Below are 15,398 nucleotides of genomic sequence, written 5' to 3'. Positions count from 1 at the left end.
GTGACGCTTTGAAAACAGCTTCAAACGGACATTGGCGCCTAAAAAGGCTGGATGATTCTACGGCAAAAAAAATCTAAACGTAAGTTGGCGTATTGAAGTTTGAGGGGTGATCAATGTTAGACAAAGGGCTAACATGCTGGCCTGTTTTGCTTTCCCGCGTGACCTTCACCTATGCCTAACCAGACCATCAAGACCCCCTGCGTCGGCCTCTGCTCCACTGTCTACGGCGACCTGGTGTGTCGTGGCTGCAAGCGCTTCCACCATGAGGTGGTCAACTGGAACGGCTACAACGAGGATGAGAAGCGCGCGGTCTGGCTGCGCCTCGAACAGCTGCTGGTGCAGGTGATGACGGCCAAGCTGGAAGTCTTCGATCCAGCACGCCTGCGGGCCCAGCTGGAGCAGCGCAAGATCCGTTTCGTGCCCCACCAGTCGGAATACTGCTGGGCCTACCAGCTGATCGCCCGGGGCGCGCGGGTGATCAACCAGTTGGATGCCTACGGGATGGTGCTGTTGCCGGAGTTTCGCGATTGGGGCTTGCCGGAGTTGCGCGACGCCATCGATCGCGAGTTCTTCCTGCTCTCCGAGGCCCACTACCAGCGCTATATCGCCCCGGGTTTCCTCAAGGACGCGCTGGGCTCCTGAGTGAGCCGCGTGGCGGGGCGGCTTGCCTCGCCACGGTTCGCTGCATCAGGCCTTGGCGGCCAGTTCTTCGAGGTGGCTCATGATCTGCGCCGGCTTGAGCACCAGCACATCGCTGTCCAGGGCATCGAGCACGACCTCGGCGGTATTGCCGATCAGCGCCCCCGAGAGGCCCGTGCGGGCCACGGTGCCGATGATCGTCAGCGCCGCTTCCAGCTTGTGGGCCATGTGGGGAATCAGTACGTCCGCCGGGCCTTCTTCTATGTGCAGGTGGCCATCGTCGATATCGAATTCGCTCTGGAACGCCTGGCAGGCATCGCGGTAGCGTTTTTCGATGGTTTCCTTGAGCTGGAACACCGGATCGGCCGCCGACAGCATCGGCGACGGATGGGCGCTGATCACATGCAGCTGGGCCTTGGCCAGGCTGGCGATGTCGAAGCCATGGTCGACGATGCTGGCATGCAGGGCGCGATGCTCGCCATCCAGGTTGCCGACGTCGATGGCCGCCATGACCACTCCGCCGGTCCAGGGCGTGGCGGTCTTGACCAGCAGGACCGGAGTCGGGCAATAGCGCAGCAGTTTCCAGTCGGCTGGCGTCAGCAGGGCCTTTTTCAGCGGGGTGTCGGGCAGGTGCTGCTTGATCACCAGGCCGCAACCCTCGGCCTGCTGCACGTCGATGATGGTCTCGTGCAGGCTTTCGTTCCACGCTTGTTCGGTGGTAACGCTGTAGCCCTCGCCGGTGAGGCTGCTCTTGAGCACGCTGAGCAGTGCCGAATGCTCATGCTTCTTGTCGCAGACCAGCAAGTGCAGGTGGGCCTGGGTGACCCCGGCGATCAGCTTGGCGCGCTTGAGGGCCAGGCTTTCGCCAGGCGCGGGATCGATGACCACCAGGATGCTGCGGATGCTTTGCATGATCGTGAACTCCGGCAAAGAGTGAATGGGAACTGCTCATAACTATAGTTGCTGGCACTTGGGCGGGACGTTGATGCATATCAATCGGGGTCGCTGGTGGTCTGCGGCGTGGCCGGTATAATCGCCGCCTTTGCCTGTGAAGCCCTGCCTGTACCGTGAGCCTCATGTTATCGACCACTGCTGATGCCGCCCGCCAGCCCCGCGCTGGGGCGGACCGCCCGGAAACCTGCCGATGAACTTCCCGCCCATTGATCAATTCCTCGGCTGCCGGACTCCCGATGCCTGGGTCCAGGCAGCCCTGGCCGACCAGGAAAACCTGCTGATCGACCACAAGAACTGCGAGTTCAAGGCTGCCAGTACGGCCCTGAGCCTGATCGCCAAATACCACTCGCACATCGACCTGATCAACATGATGTCGCGCCTGGCCCGCGAAGAACTGGTGCACCATGAGCAGGTCCTGCGCCTGATGAAGAAGCGCAAGGTCGAACTGCGCCAGTTGTCCGCCGGGCGTTATGCCTCGGGCCTGCGCAAGGTGGTGCGCAACCACGAGCCGGTGAAGCTGGTGGATACCCTGGTAGTGGGGGCCTTCATCGAAGCCCGCAGTTGCGAGCGTTTCGAGGCCCTGGTACCGCACCTGGACGAGGAGTTGGGCAAGTTCTACTTCGGCCTGCTCAAGAGTGAGGCCCGGCACTACCAGGGTTACCTGAAGCTGGCCTACCAGTACGGCGATGCCGACGATATCGCCCGGGTGATCGACAAGGTCCGGGCCGCCGAGCAGGAGCTGATCGAATCCCCCGACCAGGAGTTGCGCTTCCATAGCGGCGTGCCGGCCTGGTGAACCCTGGCCCCCGGGGCGCGCCCGGGGGCAAATTGTTAAAAACTCTTAAAAAGATGAAACCTTGCATAAAACCGTGCAGGTTCCAGGTTTTGTGCTGCGCTTTAGCCTTTCTTTAATCCTCTGCCGCATATAATGCGCGCACTCAAATCGTGCGTTCGCAGACTGGTATTTATGGATAACCTGGGTCTTGGCAAAGTATTGCTGGTGGAAGATGACGAAAAGCTCGCCGGGCTGATCGCGAATTTCCTCTCCCAGCATGGCTTTGAAGTGTTGACGGTCCATCGGGGCGATGTGGCCCTGGCGGCTTTTGAAGAATTCAAGCCGAAGCTGGTGGTGCTCGACCTGATGCTGCCAGGCCAGAGCGGCTTGCACGTGTGCCGGGAAATCCGCGCGGTATCGGACGTCCCGATCGTCATCCTCACCGCCAAGGAGGATGATCTGGACCATATCCTGGGCCTGGAATCCGGCGCCGATGACTACGTGATCAAGCCGATCAAGCCGGCGGTGCTGCTGGCGCGCCTGCGGGCCTTGCAGCGCCGCCAGGTGCCCGAGCCCGCGGCCCAGCGTGGCGCCCTGGAGTTCGGCGTGCTGAGCATCGATCGAAGCAGCCGCGAGGTGCGCTTGGGCGGCGAGTCGGTCGAGTTGACCACCATGGAATTCGAACTGTTGTGGCTACTGGCCAGCGCGGCGGGCAAGACCCTGTCCCGGGACGACATCCTCAACCGCATGCGCGGCATCGAGTTCGACGGCCTCAATCGCAGCGTCGACGTCTACATCAGCAAGCTGCGCTACAAACTCAAGGACAACCCCCGTGAACCGGCCTGCATCAAGACCGTGTGGGGCAAGGGCTACCTGTTCAATCCATTCGCCTGGGAGATCTGAATGCTGCGGCTGTTTCTGGGGCTCTACCTGTTCCTGGTCCTGGGTTTCGCCGGGTCGATGGCGGCAGTGCAACACATCTTCCTCAATTACCTGGCAGCCGACCTGATCGAATCCTACAACCGCGAGGCGGTGCGGGGGCCGGCCTACAGCCTGGGTGAACAACTACGCCCGCTGGACGAAGCCGGGCGCCAGCGCCAGCTGGAGGAGCTCAAGCCTCACTATGGCCTGCTGCTGGCGCTGGTGAATGCCGATCAACTGAACCTGACCCCTCGCGAGCAGGCCCTGCTGGACTCCAGCCAGTTGGTGGTGCGCGGTGGCGATTACGACGAGTTCATCTCCAGTATCGACGGCGGCTCGCAGCTGTTGAGCATCAAGTTGCCGGAAGAGCAGCCGGTGACCCTGCACTACAACATTGCCGGCTATGCCTTGCTCGGCGCCCTGCTGGGTATCGTCCTGTACTTCTGGGTGCGGCCGCACTGGCGTGACCTGGAACGTTTGCGCCTGGCCGCCGAGCGTTTCGGCAGCAACGACCTGGGCACTCGCCTGCACCTGTCGCGGCGTTCCAACATCCGCGACCTGGCCCAGCACTTCAATCGCATGGCGGCCCGTATCGAAGGCCTGATCGCCAACCAGCGCGAGCTGACCAACGCGGTATCCCATGAACTGCGCACGCCCATCGCCCGGCTGTCGTTCGAACTGGACCAGCTCAAGCAGAACCCGGACCCCCAGGAAAGCCAGGAACTGATCTGCGACATGTACGCCGATCTGGGCGAGCTGGAGGAAATGGTTTCCGAGCTCTTGAGCTACGCCAGCCTGGAACATGGCGCGGCCTCGATCAACCGCGAGAACATCCAGGCCCAGAGCTGGCTCGACAGCGTGGTCGGCAGCGTGACCCTGGAAGCCGAGGCGGCCGGGGTGCAGTTGCTGATTCGTTCATGCCAGGTGGACTACGTGAGCATCGAGCCACGCTTCATGGCCCGGGCGGTGATCAACCTGCTGCGCAACGCCATCCGCTACGCCGAGCGGCGGGTGGAGGTATCCCTGGTACGCCTGGATAACGGCTATGAGGTGCGCGTCAACGACGATGGCCCCGGTGTACCGCTGGAGGGGCGGGAAAAAATCTTCGAGCCATTCTCCCGGCTCGATGCCAGCCGCGACCGGCGCACCGGCGGCTTCGGCCTGGGCCTGGCCCTGGTGCGCAGGGTCTCGCAGTGGCATGGCGGCAAGGTGGAAGTCGTGGACTCGGAGTGGGGCGGCGCCTCGTTCCGCATGACCTGGGCCAGCGCCGACTGACGCGGCACCGGGCGAGGGGGCAAGCGCCCTGCATCAAATGACCAGGCCCCTCGCGGGGGCTTGGTCTTCTACACCATACGGCCCGTGATCACGGGCCGTGTTCTTTGCTGCCTTAGAAGCTGTATTCGATCTGGGTGGACAGCACCGTCTGCAGGCGCCGGTCGACGATCGGGCTGTCGGCAGCCTTCTTGCCCAGGTAGTCCATCGACAGTTGGGTGGACAGCTTGGTCTGCTCGTTGAGTGGCAAGGTCCAGGTCAGGTCGGCACCACTGCTGACCAACCCGCCCTTGGCGTTGTAGGCGCCAAAGCGACTGTTGGCCGCCTGGGTGCTGCTGACGCCGTACCAGGTCTGCATGTAGTCGGCGTTGCCGAACAGGGTGTTGACGCTGGCGTCCAGGCTGCCGTAGCTGCCTTCATACAGGTTGGTGCCGATGCTCAGTTCCAGCTGGCTGTAGGCCCGGCCGGTATCGCGGTTGTTGTTCTTCTTCACGGCGTGGGTCACGGTGGCGCCCAGCTCGAATGGGCCCAGGTCGTAGCCCAGGTGCGCGCCGTATTGCGCCCGGGTCTTGATATCCCCCATGCCCCTCAGGCGCTTGGAGCCCTGGCCCATGTGGTTCTTGTCGCGGCGCGACTCGCTTGGGCCGACCCAGGTGCTGAACGACAGGTCGCCCCATTTGTTGCCCCAGCCCAGGCCCTGCTGGGTGTTGAGGAAGATGCCGTAGGGGCTGACGACCTCGGCGCCGAGGATCGGCACCACGGTGCGCTCGTCGCTGCCGCTGTAGCGTGGAACGCTGGCCACCCCGGCGTTGACGCCGAATTTCCAATCCTCGGCATGGGTCACGGCAGAGGCCGTGGTCAGGCCCAGGGTGCCGAGCCACAGCGCGGTGGTGGCGGAGCGTTTCAGGGTTTTCATATCGGTCTAGAACCTCAGGTAGTTGGTGTTATAGGAACGCTTGAACGAGTAGCCCAGGACGTTGACTCCGTTGATCTGGCGTCGCACGGTGTCGCCCAGGCCGGGACCATGGCCGGCGATCACCGCATGCGCGTTGTCCACCGGGGCCAGGATGTAATCAGTCAGGGTGCGGCCCTGCTGCAGGCTGCGGATCATCAGGAAGCCCTCTTCCAGGGCGATGCTGACTCCGCTGACGGGAGTGTTTTCCTCGCTGTCGGCAAGGGCTTCGTAGGTGCCCACCGTGGCCAGCCAGTTATCGGGCAAAGGCACCGGATCGATGCGTTCGCCCACCGCCAGCAGTTGGCCGTGGCTCTTGGCGGTGAATACCCGATGTCCCTGGATGCTGACGACATCCAGTTGCACCCGGCCCAGGTCGCCCAGGTCCCGGAGCCAGAGGCCGAGGATTTTTTTCTGCGCCCGCAGCCAGCCATGTTCGTCGCGCAGTAGCTCGAAGCGCACCCCAGCCACCTCGCCGAACAGGCGCTGGCCCTGGTCCCTGATCCGCAGCACGCCATAGGCCGTGGCATAGAAACCGGCCAGTTGCTGGCGGTCGGCGGCTTCCGGCACCCGGCGCCGTACTGCCAGCTCACGGGGTGGCAGGCCAGTGCCCGTGTCTTGTTCCTCGGGAGCGCCGTGGGCCTGCAGCAGCAGGCGCAAGGCCTGGGTCACCAGGCCCGGGACCAGCGTTTCGCCGGTGTCGGAGTTGCTCATCACGATCACCGCCAGCTGTTGTTCCGCCAGCACGCTGACCTGGGCATGGAAGTTGTTGCCGATGCCGCTGTGCTGCCAGGTACGAATGCCGGGGCGCACCCACTCGTCGCCGCATGGCGAGAGGAACCAGCCCAGGCCCACTTCACAGTCGAAATCCAGGGCATTGCCGATGTTCTGCGGGCGGGTCATCTCCTGGATCGAGCTGGCCGACAGCAACTGGCGTTGCTTGTAGTGACCCTGGGCGAACAGCATCCGGACGAACTGGCTCAGGTCCCGCGGGCTGGTCCACAGGCCGCCGGCGGGAATGTCGCGCTCCGGGCTATGGCCGCTGGCGGCACCATCCTGGTAACCGCGGGCGCGATAGGGCTCCTGGCGGCTGTCACCGATGAAGCTCGACTGGCGCATGCCCAGGGGCCGCAGCAGGCTGGCCTGCAGGTGCTGCTCGAAGTCCTGGCCGGTGCTGCGTTCGATAGCCGCGCCCAGCAAGGCGTAGCCAAGGTTGGAATAGGCGGTGCGGGTGCCGGGGTCATTGTTCAGCCATACCCCGCTGACCTTCTGCGGTAGCTGGCCCAGGACATGAGGCGTGCGCAGGTCATGCAGGTATTCGCCAGGCATGCCGGCCTGGTGGCTGAGCAGGCGGCGCAGGGTCACTGCCTGGTCGGCGGCGTCCTGGTCGTCATGAAAGCGCGAGCGGACGTAGAACTCCTTGAGCGTGGCTTGCAGGGGGGCATCGAGCTGCAAGCGACCTTGCTCCACCAGTTGCATCACCGCCGTGGCCGTCAGCAACTGCGACAAGGCACCGGCACGGAACGCGGTGTTCTCGGTCACTTGCAGCCCCCGCTCCCTGTCGGCGAAACCAAAGCCCCGGGCCCAGATCAACTCCTGGCCGTCTACCAGGGCGATGGACAGGCCGGGCACCTGGTGCTCGGCCATTTGCTGCGGGATGTACTGCTTCAGGTAGCGAATGATGCTGGCGTAGTCACCCTGGGCGATGCTCGGAGGTGTCGGCGGCTGGCCGTTGCAACCCAGGTTGCTGAGCAAGAGGCCCAGCAGCGGCAGGCCAAAGAGTTTGGCGGACATGAAGCACCCGGGCACAAGGATTGGATGCCGGGAATGCTAGGGAAGGGCGTGTGGCCAGTCTTTGGCAGCTTTGTCAGGAAAATGTCAAAGAGTGTTAAACCGGCAGTTAACCGGGGGATGCAGGGCCGCTGATGAAATTTTCACAAGTGGCGGGTTAAGCTGCGCGCCTCTTTGGGGAGTAGCCTGCCACCGCTTCTTGCGGTGGAGCCCGTATCAACACTCTCGGCAACCTGCCGTGGTGCGGGCGCCGTTGCGGTTGGTGAGACCATCGACATACCTGCGCTGAAGTCGGGCGCGTGGGCATGTCGTGGACTCAAGCCCGACCGGAAGACCCAAGATGAATCCAGCCTCGATCATTTTCCTCGCCTTCGCCATGTCCACCGACGCCTTCGCGGCTGCGGTCGGCAAGGGTTCGGCCATGTTCAAGCCACGCCTGCTCGAAGCCCTGCGCATCGGCCTGATATTCGGCGTCATCGAAGCCATTACCCCGGTAGTCGGCTGGTTCATCGGCCAGGCCGCGGCCCAGTGGGCGGCCGCCTGGGACCATTGGATCGCCTTCGCCCTGCTGTCGGCGCTGGGCCTGCACATGATCTACAACGGGGTGCGGCTGGAGACTGAAGCCGAGCCGCAAGCGCCCAAGGCGCATGGATTCTGGTTGCTGGCGGTCACCGGTTTCGCCACCAGCATCGACGCCCTGGCGGTAGGTGTAGGGCTAGCCTTCGTCAACGTCAATATCTGGGTGGCGGCCACCGCCATCGGCCTGGCCACCATGACCATGGTCACCCTGGGCGTCATGCTGGGCCGGGCCATCGGCACGGTCATGGGGCAGCGTGCCGAGGCCCTGGGAGGCCTGGTGTTGATCATCGTCGGCAGCGCGATCCTCTATGAGCACTTGTCGGCGGTGGCTTGATCCTATAGTTGGTTTTTACTGGCGATCATCTCGGGCTGAGGCACGGCCTGGAGGGTTACAACGCCAGGCTGTGGATCACCTGGGTGGCGTCGTCGGGGTCGATGGCGCTACGCATGCCCAGGAGCTTGGCCAGGCGGCGCATGCTGTAGTTGGTGGCCGAGTCCACCGAGTACATCTGCTGGTAGCCGTTGTGACGGGCCTCGTCGATCAGGTGCTGCATCAGCAGGGCACCAAGGCCCTTGCCTTGCCATTCATCGGCGATGGTCACGGCGAATTCGCAGCGCCAGGGCTGGTCGTCCACCTGGGCATAACGGCTGATACCGACTTCCCGCAGTTCGCCGTTGTCATGCACCAGGGCCACGTAGGCCACCCGTTGCGCGGTGCCGACATCCATCAACTGGTCGAGCAGTTGATCACCCACTTCCTTGACTTCGCCGAGAAAGCGCTGGTGCCGGGTGATGGGCGAAAGGTTTTCGATGAAGGCTTTTTCCCGCTGCCGATCCTGCGGGCGCAGTGGGCGGATCAACACATGGCTGCCGTCGCTCAAGGCGTCGATCCAGTACTGGCCTTGCTGCGCCGGGAACGGCGGGTGAGGGAGCATATCGAGAGCGCTGCTGGACATGGTCAAGTCTCCTGGGAGGCGAGGGGCGGGCTGCAACCACAGCCCTGGTTGCCCAAAGCTTCATCCTTGTGGAGGTGCGGTTGCTTGACCGGCATCAATATCTCTGGCTGTACCGGCAATCGGCGGATCACCGGTCATGGCGTGGCCGCTGATAAGGCCATTGGCTATTAGGGCTATCGCTTAATATTCTGGAACTTCCCGGCTGTGCTGCGAATGAGCTGATCTACGCTCTCGAGCAGGACAGACAGGAGTCATGATATGGAGCGTCGGACCAGCGGTGCGAGGTGGTTGTGCAAGTCGTTTGCCAGTGCCCTGGCCAGCGCCGCGATGCTGCTGGGCGCCAGTGCCCATGCCCAGTCGCTGGCGATCACGGTGTCTCCCAACGTGCCCCGGGACATTCCCGGAGGGGCGCCCCAGGCCTCGCTGGCGGCCGCTGCGGCCTTCGCCTGGCAAGAGTTCATCGCCCTGAACTGGCCAGCCCGCGCCGGGCAGCGCGATGTGCCCGATTTCAACCGGCCTTTCGGTGCCTCGGGTGGGCCATTGGTCTGGCAGACCTACCGCAGCAAGGTGGAGATCTTCCCGGGCAACGGTAATGCCAATGTCGGGCCGCCAGGCTATTCCCCAACCGGGGGGCCCAGCTATGGCTACAACACGACCCCGATCTACAACTACGCGATCCCGGTGCCCGCCTGTCCCGGCCAGGCCCCCGTGTCGCAGCCGGCCTGGGTCAACCTCGATGAGATCACCCAGATCGGCCTGAACCAGATGTTTGCCGGGATCTCGTCCACGGCCCCGTCCAACCGCAATTCGCAGCCGCAACTGGTGCGCTTCCTGGCCAAGGCCAACCAGACGCAATACAGCTATGTCGCGGCCAATCAGTATTGGTACACCAATGCCGCACTGCGCCAGGCCGCGCAGAACTTCGTCAACGGGATCAAGCAAGTGCCGCCCAGGTTCGCGGCCAGCCGAGTGGCGTTTCCCAGCGGCACCATCGAGGTCAAGTCAGCCTGGCGCAAGCTGGCGCCAACTGAAGATCCCTCGCGCTTTCACCGCCAGACCGTACGCTTCTACGAACGCAAGGGGACGAACAACGGCCTCTGCTATTTCGAAGAGCAGTGGGCCATGGTCGCGCTGCATATCATCCACAAGACCCCCTCGGCCCCCAACTTCATCTATGCCACCTTCGAGCAAAGCGACAACATCCTGTTGGCCGACGGCTCGCGGGTCGAAGACCAGAACGGGGTCATCCTCAGGCGTCCGCCGGTCTCGTCACCGACCACGCCAGCCCTGAGCTACCAGGACTCGCCGAGCAATCCCCAGGTCAGGGCCAATGGCCCTTTCTGCCAGCCGGCCAGGCAGCTGTACTACCAGGAAACCCCGGGCAGCGGGAAACCCGTCGGTGGCTCGATCTGCGTCAACCAGCGCTATGAGTCGATCACCGCCGAGGTGATCCAGGCCAACCGCGATGCGCACCAGGCCATCCAGGCCTATACCCTGGGCCGGGGGATCGGGAGTTCGCCCTGGCAGTACTACAAGCTGGTCTCGGTCCAGGCCCAGCCGTTCGATGTCAGCCAGATCTCCAGAAGCGACGTCAGCCACGGCCCGGCGGTCTTCTACCAGGCCAATATCATGGTCGAGACCGACTACACCCTGCAGCAGTTCAAGGGCCGCATCGCTGCCAACGGTGCGCCGACTTCCTTCCAGGCCGCAGGGGCGCCGCCGCCACCCAATGTGTACTCCCTGACCAACCGGCCGCCGGTGGCCCAAGGGGTGAACATGGGGGGATGCATGGGCTGCCATGGCAATGCCCAGGTCGCCGGCTACGACTTCAGCTTCATCCTCAAGGGCGGCCAGGTCCGACTGCCCGAGGCTCCTGGCGGCAATGCGCTGGCCGAAGCCAGCGCCCGTTACCAGGAAGTGTTCAACCCCCACATAGAGGGCGATAGCCATGGCGCTCAATAGTTTCAAGGATGTGCAGGCCCTTCTCGACAACTTCGTCGCGCAGAACAACCTGGATATTTCCGGCGCGCCCCATGGCGCGTTCTGGCAGACCTCCTACCAGGCGTTCGTGACGGGCAACGTGCCGGGGGTACAGAACCCGTCGACGGGGCAGGCGCTGCCGATCCTGGTCAAGGGCGATGGCGCCCACTCCAACATCATCTATGCCCTGAGTGGCACCCAGGGCACCTTCTGGGGACCGACCGGAGCCTTTGGCCAGATGCCTCCGGGCGGCCCCTACCTGCCGCAAGCCCAGATCGATGAGCTCAGCGCATGGATCAGCAAGGGCTGCCCGCAGTAGGGGCAGAGGTTCGCGGCGGAGGCGATCAGTTGCTGTAGCTGGGCAGGGCGATCTCGCCGCTGACCGGCGGCTTGCGCCCACGGGTCCGCCAGTGCTCCACCAGTGCCCGGCCGTGGGCCATGCCGGCTTGCAGGGCGGCGTCGGTACTGGCGTAGTCGTTGCCGTAGGGCGGGCAGGCGAAGTGCAGGGAAAAGCACGGATGCTGGCCCTGTCCGGCCAGGCGCCCGACATAGCTGTAGCTGGAGCCGGACTGGTGCGGGTCAAGGCTCGGCGAACCGGGCTCGCGGATGACCATCACGTAGATGTCATGCTCGAACTGGGTGTCTTGGTACCAACTGCTTGAAGAATCCATGGTCCACCTCCTTGTCCGTGTCGCATCGCTGGCTGGCAGCGACAGGTCGTGCTTTTACGTTATTGTTCGATACCCGACGCCTCAGGGACGTCGGTCAGGCCGTGGGGATGTGCGAAGGGTGCCATGGGCTGGAGTTTTTCCAGGGTCCTGGCCGCTCGCAGTACCAGGTCGTCGCGACCGAAGCGCGCGACGATCTGCAAGCCGATGGGCAGGCCGGCGGCGCTCAGGCCGCAAGGCATGCTCAGCGCCGGCTGGCGGCTGTAGTTGAATGGGAACGTCGTCGGCTGCCACATGCTGCTGGCCTGTTGCGGCCAATCGGGCGGACTCGACAATTCCACGGCGAATGGCTCGACCACTGCGGTCGGCGTCAGCAGCAGGTCGTAGTCGCTGAGAAAGGCATGCAGGACCTGGGCTACCTGGTGCCGTTCCTGCACGGCGTTGGCATAGTCCAGGGCATTGAGCTGGCGGGCCCGCAACTGGCTCTGCTGGAGAAAGTCGCTGATCAGGTGCTGTTGCTCCCCGGGAATCTCCAGGTCCACGGCGCTGGCCGCTTCCACGGGCCAGGAGCGCACGAAACCGGGGGCGGGGTTGCCGATGTCCGGCGAGGCCAGCACCAGGGTCGCGCCGGCAGCCTCCAGGCGTCGGGCCGCACCCAGGCAACTGGCGGCGATCTGCGGGTCGACATAGGCGGCATAGCCCAGGTCCGCGCTGAAGGCGATGCGCAACCCCTGGACGCCATCCTCGATCTGTTCCAGGAAACCTAAAGGGGCATGGGGCCAGGCAAAGGGCTCGCCGGGCTCATAGGCGCTCATGTGCTCCAGCAACAAGGCGATGTCGCGCACATGGCGGGCGATCGGGCCCTCGGCGGACATGCCACCTGGATCGATGGCCGGGCTGGTCGAAACCAGGCCGTGGCTGGGCTTGAGGCCGATCACCCCGCAGAAGCTCGCCGGGGTGCGGATCGAGCCGGCCGCGTCGTTGGCCGTGGCGGCCGGGGCATAACCGGCCGCCACCCCGGCGGTGCTGCCACCGCTGCTGCCGGCGGCATGCAGGGCGAGATCCCACGGATTGCGGGTGACTCCGGTCAAGGGGCTGTCGGTCAGGGGCGTGCAAGCCAGTTCCGGCAAGGTGGTCTTGGCGATGAAGATTGCCCCGGCTTCGCGCAGGCGCGCCACCAGGGCGCAGTCGTGCTCCAGGGGCGGGCGGTTGGCCAGGGCCCTGGAACCGTTGCGAGTCTGCCAGCCCCGGATGTCGTGGTTGTCCTTGACCAGCACCGCGATGCCGTCCAGGCGGCCCATGGGTTGCCCGGCGGCCCAGCGCTCGGCACTGGCCTGGGCGGCCAGCAACGCCGCCGCATCCTGGCGCGCGCACAGGGCGTTGAGCCGTGGCTCATGCTGCTCGATGCGCGCCAAGAGGTCGCGCAGCAGGTCTACCGGGGTGAACTGCAAGGTGGCGAAACCGTGCAGCAAGGCCTCGATCGACAGCTGGTGCAGGGGTGGATGGCTGGGCATGGCTGGCGACATGGACAACTCTTCTTTCAAGGGCGCCGGATGCGCTGGCAAGTCGGCGGTGAAAGCTTGCGGTCGGTTCTGCATCAGGCCGCAAGGCTTTCGGGGCAAGTGGTTCAGCGGCCGCTGGTGACCTTGATCCAGGTCCGGGTCCGGGTGCGTTCGGCCTTGGCCGGCAGCGGCGCCAGGGGGAACAGGCGGGTCATGGTCTCGGCGCTGGGGAACAGGTCCGGGTTATCCAGCAGCGACTGCTGGATGAACGGCTTGGAGTCCGTGACGCCGTTGGGGTAGCCGACGAAGTTGCTGATGGAGGCGATGACCTTGGGTTCCATCAGGTAGTTGAGGAAGGCATGGGCGGTGTCCACGTGCTTGGCGCCGCTGGGGATGGCCACGGTGTCGATCCAGGCCAGGGTGCCTTCCTTGGGAATGCGCATCTCGATATGCACGCCGTTCTTGGCCTCGTTGGCACGGTTGGCGGCCTGCAGGAAACCGCCGGAATAGCCCACTGCCACGCAGATGTTGCCGTTGGCGATATCACCCATCCACTTGGCGCTGTGGAAATAGCGCACATAGGGACGCAGCTTGAGCAGCAGGGCCTCGGCCTTGCGGTAGTCCGCAGGGTTCTGGCTATTGGGGTCAAGGCCCAGGTAGTGCAGGGCCAGGGGCAGCATCTCGGTAGGCGAGTCGAGGAAGGTCACGCCGCACTGGCTGAGCTTCTTCAGGTTTTCTTCCTTGAACACCAGGTCCCAGCTGTTGACCGGCGCATCGTCGCCCAGCAGTTGGCGAACCTTGTCACGGTCATAACCGATCAGGTTGGTGCCCCACATGTAGGGGATCACGTAGCGGTTGCCCGGGTCGCTCTGTTCCAGCAGCTTCATCACCGCCGGGTCGAGGTTCTTCCAGTTCGGCAACTGGGCGCGGTCCAGGGGTTGGAAGGCCCCGGCACTGATCTGCTTGCTGACGAAGCCACTGGAGGGCACCACCACGTCGTAGCCGCTATTGCCGGTGAGCAGCTTGGCCTCGAGCACTTCGTTGCTTTCGAAGATGTCGTACTTGACCTTGATCCCGCTGCTGGCCTGGAAATCCTTGATGGTGTTGGGGGCGATGTATTCCGACCAGTTGAAGATGTTCACCGTGCGCTCGGCGGCTGCCATGGCACTGGAGGAACAGGTCAGGGCCAGGCCCAGGGCCAGGCTGGTGAACGCGGTATGCAGCGATTTCATGCGACAGCTCCATGTCTTGAAGAAAGCGAAACCTTCCGTGCGTTATTTTTCGCCGGAAGTGTCCCACAGAGAATGTTGGCAACGGTCAATAGGGGATATTTGACGTCATTCTTGCGAATTGTCTGACAGCGGACCCAGCTGGCCGGCCAATTGCCGGAAACGCCCCGGAGCGACGCCGCTCCAGCGTTGGAAGGCATGGCGGAAGCTGGCGGTCTCCTTGAAACCCAGGGCCTCGGCGATGCGGTAGATGGGCAGGCTGTGCTGTTCCAGCAACTGGCGGGCCCGGGTGTAGCGCAGCTCGTCGAGCAATTGCTGGTAGCTGGTGTCCTGGGCCCGCAGGCGCCGGCGCAGGGTGCTGGGCGAGCAGTGCACCTGGCGCGCCAGGCTGTCGAAGTCCGGCACGGCGTGCAGCTGTTCGTTGAGGATGCGCCGCACCTGGTCGATCCAGGTCGGGCGGGCGCTGAGTTCCTCGTTCAGGCGGATGCAGCGTTGCAGCATGTCGTTCTGGGTCACCAGGTCCGCCAGGGGCAGGCGCCGGTCCAGCCACTCCGGGTCGAAGCCGATGGCGTTGCGCCCGGCATTGAATTGCACCGGGCAGTTGAACGCCTGCTCGTAGCTGTCCAGGTAGGGCTGAGGCCCGTGCTTGAGATGCACTTCGCGCAGTGGCAGCGAACAGCCCAGCAGGTCCTGGCAGGTGACCCGGTAGGACGACATGCAGAAATCGGTGTTGAACACTTCCAGCTCGCTCTCGCTGTACTGGTCGGCGGTGAGCCAGGCCAGGCCGTCGCGCAGTTCCAGGTCGAGGTGGAAGAAGGTGCCCAGCAGCAACGGATAGCGCAGCGCCAGGGACCAGCCCTCGCGCAGGGTGGCGCTGGTCAGCAGGGTCAGGCCGAACATGCCGTAGGCGCAGATGTGCAGGTTGCGCCCCAGCACCAGCCCGAGGTCCGGGCGCAGGGCCACGGCATTGCCGAAGACGCGCATTTCCTGGCTGATATTGATCAGGCTGTTGGGCAGCTCCAGGTCTGCCAGCTGGATGCCGCTGCCCTCCAGCAACACCTGGGCCGGGACGTCGCTGTCGCGAAAAGCGTCCAGTACTGCTTGGGTGGTGTGCAGGGTGGTCAGGCGAAGGGCAGCCATCGACGATCTCGAAGCAGGAATCGGAAAGGCGAGACTTTAG

At 64.2% G+C, this 15,398-nt stretch carries 15 protein-coding genes and 1 riboswitch; of the genes, 7 read left to right on the top strand and 8 right to left on the bottom strand.

Annotated elements, in window-relative coordinates; genetic code table 11:
* The first annotated feature begins 171 nt into the window (after positions 1-171).
* On the top strand, positions 172-642 hold the full coding sequence (locus CAG11_RS26125) for a DUF1289 domain-containing protein (RefSeq protein WP_022644007.1): 471 nt from the start codon (positions 172-174) through the stop codon (positions 640-642).
* A gap of 45 nt (positions 643-687) precedes the next feature.
* On the opposite strand, the gene CAG11_RS26120 is transcribed toward CAG11_RS26125, so the two are convergent.
* The gene (locus CAG11_RS26120; protein ID WP_022644008.1) at positions 688-1,551 is read right to left on the bottom strand and encodes a universal stress protein; all 864 of its coding nucleotides are present in this window, start codon (positions 1,549-1,551) and stop codon (positions 688-690) included.
* Positions 1,552-1,783: 232 nt separating this feature from the next.
* Between CAG11_RS26120 and CAG11_RS26115 the strand changes: the two genes are divergently transcribed.
* From CAG11_RS26115 to CAG11_RS26105, 3 genes are all read left to right on the top strand, one after another.
* The gene (locus tag CAG11_RS26115) at positions 1,784-2,389 is read left to right on the top strand and encodes a tRNA-(ms[2]io[6]A)-hydroxylase (protein WP_085598825.1); all 606 of its coding nucleotides are present in this window, start codon (positions 1,784-1,786) and stop codon (positions 2,387-2,389) included.
* 171 nt (positions 2,390-2,560) lie between these two features.
* Entirely contained in the window at positions 2,561-3,271 is a 711-nt protein-coding gene (locus tag CAG11_RS26110) for a response regulator (RefSeq protein ID WP_085598823.1), read from the top strand.
* Positions 3,272-4,564, top strand: coding sequence for an ATP-binding protein (locus CAG11_RS26105; protein WP_085598821.1), 1,293 nt, complete (start codon positions 3,272-3,274; stop codon positions 4,562-4,564). It abuts the gene before it with no gap.
* A 112-nt stretch (positions 4,565-4,676) separates the two neighbouring features.
* On the opposite strand, the gene CAG11_RS26100 is transcribed toward CAG11_RS26105, so the two are convergent.
* A complete protein-coding gene (locus CAG11_RS26100) occupies positions 4,677-5,477 on the bottom strand; it encodes a MipA/OmpV family protein (RefSeq protein ID WP_085598819.1) in 801 nt (266 codons plus the stop codon).
* Positions 5,478-5,483: 6 nt separating this feature from the next.
* Entirely contained in the window at positions 5,484-7,307 is a 1,824-nt protein-coding gene (locus tag CAG11_RS26095) for a serine hydrolase (protein ID WP_085598817.1), read from the bottom strand.
* 166 nt (positions 7,308-7,473) lie between these two features.
* A riboswitch (yybP-ykoY riboswitch) is annotated at positions 7,474-7,639 on the top strand.
* 5 nt (positions 7,640-7,644) lie between these two features.
* Between CAG11_RS26095 and CAG11_RS26090 the strand changes: the two genes are divergently transcribed.
* On the top strand, positions 7,645-8,217 hold the full coding sequence (locus CAG11_RS26090; RefSeq protein WP_022644014.1) for a manganese efflux pump MntP family protein: 573 nt from the start codon (positions 7,645-7,647) through the stop codon (positions 8,215-8,217).
* A 55-nt stretch (positions 8,218-8,272) separates the two neighbouring features.
* On the opposite strand, the gene CAG11_RS26085 is transcribed toward CAG11_RS26090, so the two are convergent.
* On the bottom strand, positions 8,273-8,839 hold the full coding sequence (locus CAG11_RS26085; RefSeq protein ID WP_053130604.1) for a GNAT family N-acetyltransferase: 567 nt from the start codon (positions 8,837-8,839) through the stop codon (positions 8,273-8,275).
* Positions 8,840-9,097: 258 nt separating this feature from the next.
* Here CAG11_RS26085 and CAG11_RS26080 point away from each other — a divergent pair, with 258 nt between their 5' ends.
* Together CAG11_RS26080 and CAG11_RS26075 are read left to right on the top strand one after the other, a co-directional pair.
* Entirely contained in the window at positions 9,098-10,801 is a 1,704-nt protein-coding gene (locus CAG11_RS26080) for a hypothetical protein (RefSeq protein WP_085598815.1), read from the top strand.
* Positions 10,788-11,138, top strand: a complete 351-nt coding sequence (locus CAG11_RS26075) for a hypothetical protein (protein ID WP_022644018.1) — start codon at positions 10,788-10,790, stop codon at positions 11,136-11,138. The genes CAG11_RS26080 and CAG11_RS26075 overlap by 14 nt, the downstream gene beginning before the upstream one ends.
* Positions 11,139-11,163: 25 nt before the next feature.
* Here CAG11_RS26075 and CAG11_RS26070 read toward each other — a convergent pair whose 3' ends face one another.
* From CAG11_RS26070 to CAG11_RS26055, 4 genes are all read right to left on the bottom strand, one after another.
* The gene (locus CAG11_RS26070) at positions 11,164-11,490 is read right to left on the bottom strand and encodes a hypothetical protein (protein WP_085598813.1); all 327 of its coding nucleotides are present in this window, start codon (positions 11,488-11,490) and stop codon (positions 11,164-11,166) included.
* Between the two features lie 59 nt (positions 11,491-11,549).
* Positions 11,550-13,013, bottom strand: a complete 1,464-nt coding sequence (locus CAG11_RS26065) for an amidase (protein WP_085598812.1) — start codon at positions 13,011-13,013, stop codon at positions 11,550-11,552.
* Between the two features lie 101 nt (positions 13,014-13,114).
* Positions 13,115-14,221, bottom strand: coding sequence for a polyamine ABC transporter substrate-binding protein (locus CAG11_RS26060; RefSeq protein WP_085598811.1), 1,107 nt, complete (start codon positions 14,219-14,221; stop codon positions 13,115-13,117).
* A 105-nt stretch (positions 14,222-14,326) separates the two neighbouring features.
* A complete protein-coding gene (locus CAG11_RS26055; protein ID WP_085598809.1) occupies positions 14,327-15,358 on the bottom strand; it encodes an AraC family transcriptional regulator in 1,032 nt (343 codons plus the stop codon).
* Between the last annotated feature and the right edge of the window lie 40 nt (positions 15,359-15,398).

This window comes from Pseudomonas sp. B6(2017), assembly GCF_002112765.1.
GTDB lineage: Bacteria > Pseudomonadota > Gammaproteobacteria > Pseudomonadales > Pseudomonadaceae > Aquipseudomonas > Aquipseudomonas piscis.
Note: the sequence above shows the minus strand (reverse complement) of the source record. Positions and strands in the feature narration are given on the sequence as shown.

Coding starts and splice junctions, on each gene's coding strand:
- CAG11_RS26125 (WP_022644007.1), top strand. CDS start 172: ATGCCTAACCAGACCATCAAGACCCCCTGCGTCGGCCTCTGCTCCACT.
- CAG11_RS26120 (WP_022644008.1), bottom strand. CDS start 1,551: ATGCAAAGCATCCGCAGCATCCTGGTGGTCATCGATCCCGCGCCTGGC.
- CAG11_RS26115 (WP_085598825.1), top strand. CDS start 1,784: ATGAACTTCCCGCCCATTGATCAATTCCTCGGCTGCCGGACTCCCGAT.
- CAG11_RS26110 (WP_085598823.1), top strand. CDS start 2,561: ATGGATAACCTGGGTCTTGGCAAAGTATTGCTGGTGGAAGATGACGAA.
- CAG11_RS26105 (WP_085598821.1), top strand. CDS start 3,272: ATGCTGCGGCTGTTTCTGGGGCTCTACCTGTTCCTGGTCCTGGGTTTC.
- CAG11_RS26100 (WP_085598819.1), bottom strand. CDS start 5,477: ATGAAAACCCTGAAACGCTCCGCCACCACCGCGCTGTGGCTCGGCACC.
- CAG11_RS26095 (WP_085598817.1), bottom strand. CDS start 7,307: ATGTCCGCCAAACTCTTTGGCCTGCCGCTGCTGGGCCTCTTGCTCAGC.
- CAG11_RS26090 (WP_022644014.1), top strand. CDS start 7,645: ATGAATCCAGCCTCGATCATTTTCCTCGCCTTCGCCATGTCCACCGAC.
- CAG11_RS26085 (WP_053130604.1), bottom strand. CDS start 8,839: ATGTCCAGCAGCGCTCTCGATATGCTCCCTCACCCGCCGTTCCCGGCG.
- CAG11_RS26080 (WP_085598815.1), top strand. CDS start 9,098: ATGGAGCGTCGGACCAGCGGTGCGAGGTGGTTGTGCAAGTCGTTTGCC.
- CAG11_RS26075 (WP_022644018.1), top strand. CDS start 10,788: ATGGCGCTCAATAGTTTCAAGGATGTGCAGGCCCTTCTCGACAACTTC.
- CAG11_RS26070 (WP_085598813.1), bottom strand. CDS start 11,490: ATGGATTCTTCAAGCAGTTGGTACCAAGACACCCAGTTCGAGCATGAC.
- CAG11_RS26065 (WP_085598812.1), bottom strand. CDS start 13,013: ATGTCGCCAGCCATGCCCAGCCATCCACCCCTGCACCAGCTGTCGATC.
- CAG11_RS26060 (WP_085598811.1), bottom strand. CDS start 14,221: ATGAAATCGCTGCATACCGCGTTCACCAGCCTGGCCCTGGGCCTGGCC.
- CAG11_RS26055 (WP_085598809.1), bottom strand. CDS start 15,358: ATGGCTGCCCTTCGCCTGACCACCCTGCACACCACCCAAGCAGTACTG.